The 5,516-nt window shown below is 71.0% G+C and carries 4 protein-coding genes; 2 read left to right on the top strand and 2 right to left on the bottom strand.

Features of this window, described 5'->3' with window-relative positions; translation table 11 throughout:
- Nucleotides 1-34 precede the first annotated feature (34 nt).
- Nucleotides 35-571 carry a hypothetical protein gene (locus PKE44_RS14310; RefSeq protein ID WP_324552343.1) on the bottom strand — a complete coding sequence of 179 codons (537 nt, stop codon included), beginning with the start codon at nucleotides 569-571 and terminating at the stop codon, nucleotides 35-37.
- 163 nt (nucleotides 572-734) lie between these two features.
- Between PKE44_RS14310 and PKE44_RS14305 the strand changes: the two genes are divergently transcribed.
- A complete protein-coding gene (locus PKE44_RS14305; protein WP_324552341.1) occupies nucleotides 735-1,073 on the top strand; it encodes a DUF6156 family protein in 339 nt (112 codons plus the stop codon).
- A gap of 16 nt (nucleotides 1,074-1,089) precedes the next feature.
- Here the strand turns inward: PKE44_RS14305 and PKE44_RS14300 are convergent, their stop codons facing one another.
- Complete coding sequence (locus PKE44_RS14300) at nucleotides 1,090-1,749, bottom strand: response regulator (protein ID WP_324552339.1); 660 nt, start codon at nucleotides 1,747-1,749, stop codon at nucleotides 1,090-1,092.
- 246 nt (nucleotides 1,750-1,995) lie between these two features.
- Between PKE44_RS14300 and mfd the strand changes: the two genes are divergently transcribed.
- Nucleotides 1,996-5,439: a transcription-repair coupling factor gene (mfd, locus tag PKE44_RS14295; RefSeq protein ID WP_324552337.1), complete on the top strand. Its 3,444-nt coding sequence runs from the start codon at nucleotides 1,996-1,998 to the stop codon at nucleotides 5,437-5,439.
- Nucleotides 5,440-5,516: the final 77 nt, after the last annotated feature.

The following is a 5,516-nucleotide window of genomic DNA, read 5'->3' as shown; positions in this document are numbered from 1 at the left end:
GGGCCGCTGAAGCCCGGCCCGGCCCGGGCGGGCTTCAGGCGCGGCGCGTGGCCGGCTCGACGCGCACGCAGCGCCGCACCCAGAACACCACGGTGCGCAGCTCCAGCGCCCACAGCCGGTGCCGGCGCGGCTCCAGCCACGCGATCGCATCGATCGGCTGATCGCCGCCGGCTTCGAGGTGCGGGTCGGGCAGCGGGGTTTCGAGATCGACGTGCCAGTGCCAGAGGCCGGGGATGCGCACATCGGCCTGGTACTCGGGCTCCTGGAACCAGCCGCCGACCGCGAGCAGCGCCAGACAGGGCGTGGCCCGCAGCCGCGGCACGACGCGCGCGAGCCGCGCGAAGCGCCGCTGCAGCAGCAGCGCGCCGAGGCTCGCGAAGCCGCCGAGCGTGACCAGGAAGCCGAGCGCGAGCGGCGTCGGCAGCCGGTCCTCGTGCAGGCCGCCGAGCGCGAGCAGCAGGCCGGTGAGCGCGGCGGCGGCACAGCCGCGCAGCGAGCGCCCGAGCCGGTAACGCTGGACTTCGAGCGCGGCGCGCAGGCGCAGGTCTTCCTGGGCGGTGACGGTCTGCATCTCGGGGCACCTCGGCTGCACGCGACGGGCGGACGGGAGCGGACGCTGCGCACGGCGCCCGGCCCGGCCCCCTCAGTGTGGACGCTGCCGGCGGCGGCCGTCAGACTGCGCGCCGCCGGGCCGGCGCCCTGTGCATGACCCCCTGCAACCGGGAATGGCTCCGATGACCACAGAAACTGAATCCGCTGCCGGACGCGGCCACTGCCGCCTGTTCGTGACCTATTCCGGTGTCCGGCTGCCGCTGAAGCTCAGCGGCCCGATCGAGGACACCGCGCACCGCAACACCTACTTCCGCGGCTGGTTCGATGCCGGCGAGCGCGTGACCGAGATCGAGAAGCTCGTCTACGGCGAGGTCGAGATGCGCCACCGCTACGCCTACCACGCGAACGGCACGCTGGCGCAGGCCGAGATCACCGATGCCGACGGCGAAATCCGCGTGCTGCATTTCGACGCGCAGGGTGCGCCGCTCGCGCACGACGACGACGACGACGACGACGAATGACCCGCCGCCGTCCGGCTCAGGACTGCGAGACTTCGATCAGCCCGTAGCGGTAGGCGAGGTGCGTCAGCGCCACGTCGCTGTCGACGCCGAGCTTCTCGTAGATGTGATAGCGGTGCGTGCAGACGGTCTTGGCGCTGATCTTCAGCGCCTCGCCGATCTGCTGCGGGTTCTGGCCGTTGACCAGCGCCAGCATCACCTGCATCTCGCGCGCCGACAGCGTGTCGAGCACCTGCGCGCCGTTGCCGGCGCTGCCGCTGCGGTTCATCGAGGTCAGGAACATCTTGCCGGCGATCACCGGCGCGATGTACGGCTGGCCGCGGGCCACGGCGCGCACCGCGGCCAGCACCTCGTCGGCCGAACCGCCCTTGGGCAGGTAGCCGACGGCGCCGGCCTCCATCATCCGCTGCGGATACGGCATCTGGTCGTGCACCGAGATCGCGACCACGCGCGGCTTGTGCGCGAGCGCCGACAGCCGGCGCGTGGCCTCGACGCCGCCCATGCCGGGCATGTCGACATCGATCAGGATCACGTCGGGCTTGGCGGCGCGCGCACGCACCAGCGCCTCCTCGCCGTCGGCTGCCTCGGCGACGACCTCGATGTCGGCGTGGCCGCCGAGGATCTGGCCGAGGGCGATGCGGATCAGTTGGTGATCGTCGACCAGCATGACGCGGATCATCGCGGCGGGAACCTGCTCGGGGGGCGGAATCTGGAAAGGCTGCGCAGCCGGCCGGCTGCGCCGGTTCGCAAAAAGTTATCAGAAAATTCTCAGGCTGCCCGGGCAGGACAACGCCTTTCAGCCTGCACTGTCCGCCGCGCCCGCGACATCGGTCGTAACCAGTCCTCACGATCAGCCGCCAGCCTCTGGCACGCGGCTATCATGGCGCCCCCGCGCCTGCCGCCTCAGTCCGCACGTGTCTTGCCGATGCCGCCGAAGTCCGCCGCCAGCCCTGCCACCGCCCTGCCCGCCCTGCCGCTGCCCGCCGATGCGCTGAAGCCCGGCCGCTGGAGCGGCCTGTCCGAAGCCGCGCAGGCGCTGGCGATCGCCGCAACGGCGGCGCGCACCCAGGCGCTGCTGCTGGTGCTGGCGCCGGACACGCAGACGGCGCTGCGCCTCGATGCGGCGATCGGCTGGTTCGCCGGCACGCTCGATGTGCCGCGGCTGGTGTTCCCGGACTGGGAGACGCTGCCGTACGACCAGTTCTCGCCGCATCAGGATCTGATCTCGCAGCGGCTGGCGACGCTGTACCGCCTGCCCATGCAGAAGCGCGGCGTGCTGATCGTGCCGGCGCCGACGCTGATGCAGCGCCTCGGCCCGAAGAGCTTCCTCGATGCGCACGCGCTGCTGCTCGCCAGCGGCGACCGGCTCGATGTCGATGCCTTCCGCACGCGCCTGGAGGCGGCCGGTTATCTCTGCGTCGCGCAGGTCATGGAGCACGGCGAGTTCGCGGTGCGCGGCTCGATCATCGACGTGTTCCCGATGGGCGCGGAGGCGCCGCTGCGCATCGACCTGTTCGATGACGAGATCGAGAGCCTGAGGAGCTTCGAGCCCGAGACGCAGCGCTCGATCGCGAAGCTCGATGCGATCGAGCTGCTGCCGGCGCGCGAGTTCGCGATGACCAGGGAATCGATCACGCGCTTTCGCACGAACTTCCGCGCCACCTTCGAGGGCGACCCGCAGCAGAGCCCGATCTACCGCGAGGTCAGCCAGGGCTTCGCGCCGCCCGGCATCGAATACTGGCTGCCGCTGTTCTTCGAGCAGACCTCGACGCTGTTCGACTTCCTGCCCTCGAACGCGCTGGTGCTGCGCCTGCCCGGCTGGGAAGCGGCGATGGACGGCTTCATCGCGCAGGTGCAGGAGCGCTACGAGAGCCGCCGCCACGACCGCACGCGCCCGCTGCTCGCCCCGGCGCAGCTCTTTCTCGACGCCGGCGAGGTCAACCGCCGCGTCAGCCGGCTGCTGCGCGTCGATCTCGACAGCACCGGCGCCCCGGCGCTGCCGGAGCTGTACTTCGCACCGCGCGCCGAGCGCCCGGCCGCGGCACTGCTCGACTGGCTCGATGCCTTTCCGGGGCGCGTGCTGTTCGCCGCCGAATCGGCCGGCCGGCGCGAGGTGCTGGCCGAGACGCTGCGTGCGCAGAATCTGCTGCCGGTCGCGGTCGACGGCTGGCCGGGTTTCGTCGGCAGCGAGGCGCGGCTCGCGCTGACGGTCGCGCCGCTCGATCAGGGCTTCGTGCTCGAGGACGGCACCGCGGCACCGCTCGCCGTCATCACCGAGAGCCTGCTGCACCGCGAATGGGTGCGCAGCACACGGCGCAGCAGCCGCGCCGCGCGCGAGGCCGAGGCCATCATCCGCAACCTCGCCGACCTCGCCATCGGCGCGGCGGTCGTGCACGAGGATCACGGCGTCGGCCGCTATCAGGGCCTCGTGCACATGGAGGCCGGCGGCATCCCGGCCGAGTACCTCGTGCTCGAATACGCGAACGCCGAAAAACTCTACGTGCCGGTGGCGATGCTCGATCGCGTCAGCCGCTACACCGGCGGCGAGAACCCGCCGCTGCACCGCCTCGGCGGCGAGCAGTGGGAGAAGGCGCGGCGCAAGGCCGCCGAGAAGGCGCACGATGCCGCCGCCGAGCTGCTCGATGTCTACGCCCGCCGCGCCGCCCGCCCGGGGCACAAATTCCACGGCGACGAGCGCGAGATGCTCGCCTTCGCAGCGGCCTTTCCGTACGAGGAAACCCCGGACCAGCAGCTCGCGATCGACGCCGTGCTCGCCGACCTGCGCACCGGCAAGCCGATGGACCGCGTCGTCTGCGGCGATGTCGGCTTCGGCAAGACCGAGGTCGCGATGCGCGCGGCCTTCCTCGCCGTGCAGGATGGCCGGCAGGTGGCGGTGCTGGTGCCGACGACGCTGCTCGCCAACCAGCACTACCGCAACTTCCTCGACCGCTACGCCGGCTGGCCGGTGACCATCGAGAGCCTGTCGCGCTTCCGCTCGAAGAAGGACACCGACGCCGTGCTCGCCGGCCTCGCCAGCGGCGGCATCGACATCGTCATCGGCACGCACAAGCTGATCCAGCCCGAAGTGCGGTTCAAGGACCTCGGTCTCGTCATCATCGACGAGGAACACCGCTTCGGCGTGCGCCAGAAGGAAGCCTTCAAGGCCCTGCGCTCCGAGGTCGACATCCTGACGCTGACCGCCACGCCGATCCCGCGCACGCTGAACTTCGCGCTCGCCGGGCTGCGCGAGCTGTCGATCATCGCCACGCCGCCGGCGAGCCGGCTTGCGGTCAAGACCTTCGTCAACGAGTACAACGCAGCCCTGATCGAGGAAGCCTGCCTGCGCGAGCTGAAGCGCGGCGGACAGGTGTACTTCCTGCACAACGAGGTCGACAGCATCCACCGCCGCGCGCAGGAACTCGCGCAGCTCGTGCCCGGCGCGCGCGTCGCGGTCGCGCACGGCCAGATGGGCGCCGGCGAGCTCGAAAAGGTCATGCTCGATTTCTATCACCAGCGCTGCAACCTGCTGGTGTGCACGACCATCGTCGAATCCGGCATCGACGTGCCGAGCGCCAACACCATCATCATCGAGCGCGCCGACAAGCTCGGGCTGGCGCAGCTGCACCAGTTGCGCGGCCGCGTCGGCCGCTCGCACCACCGCGCCTACTGCTACCTGATCGTGCCGAACCGCAAGAGCATGACCGCCGATGCCGTCAAGCGCATCGAGGCCATCGAATCGCTCGAAGAACTCGGCGCCGGCTTCATGCTCGCCAACCACGACCTGGAGATCCGCGGGGCCGGCGAGCTGCTCGGCGAGGAGCAGAGCGGCCAGATCCACGAGGTCGGCTACACGATGTACATGGACATGCTCGAACGCGCGGTGAAGGCGATCCGGTCCGGGCGCACGCCGGCGCTCGACCGCCCGCTCGACCACGGCCCCGAGGTCAGCCTCGGCGTGCCGGCGCTGATCCCCGAGGACTACCTGCCCGACGTGCACGCGCGGCTGATGCTGTACAAGCGCATCGCCAGCTGCACCGATGCCGCGGCGCTGCAGGAGCTGCAGGTCGAGATGATCGACCGCTTCGGCCTGCTGCCGGCGCAGGTGCAGAACCTGTTCCGCATCACCGAACTGAAGCTCGCCGCCGGCCCGGTCGGCATCCGCAAGATCGAGGCCGGCCCCGAGGGCGGGCGCATCGTGTTCGGCCCGGAGCCGAACATCGACGTGAGCCGCCTGCTGGTGCTGATCCACAAGCAGCCGAAGACCTACCGGCTCGACGGTCAGGACAAGCTGCGCATCCAGAAACCGCTGGCCGACGCCGAGGCGCGGGCCGCCGAGGTGCGCATGCTGCTCGGGCAGATCGCGGCCTGAAGCGGCGGCGCGGAGCCGGTGCCGGAGATCAAGCCCGCAGCCGCGGGGCGGGCGCATCCTGATCTTCTGCATCCTGG

The organism is Plasticicumulans sp., assembly GCF_035331805.1.
GTDB lineage: Bacteria > Pseudomonadota > Gammaproteobacteria > Competibacterales > Competibacteraceae > Plasticicumulans.
This window is presented reverse-complemented; position numbering and strand designations above follow the sequence as displayed.

What these genes read in the sequence shown, in the direction of transcription:
- PKE44_RS14310 (WP_324552343.1), bottom strand. Translation starts at nt 571, where the DNA reads ATGCAGACCGTCACCGCCCAGGAAGACCTGCGCCTGCGCGCCGCGCTC.
- PKE44_RS14300 (WP_324552339.1), bottom strand. Translation starts at nt 1,749, where the DNA reads ATGATCCGCGTCATGCTGGTCGACGATCACCAACTGATCCGCATCGCC.
- PKE44_RS14305 (WP_324552341.1), top strand. Translation starts at nt 735, where the DNA reads ATGACCACAGAAACTGAATCCGCTGCCGGACGCGGCCACTGCCGCCTG.
- mfd (WP_324552337.1), top strand. Translation starts at nt 1,996, where the DNA reads ATGCCGCCGAAGTCCGCCGCCAGCCCTGCCACCGCCCTGCCCGCCCTG.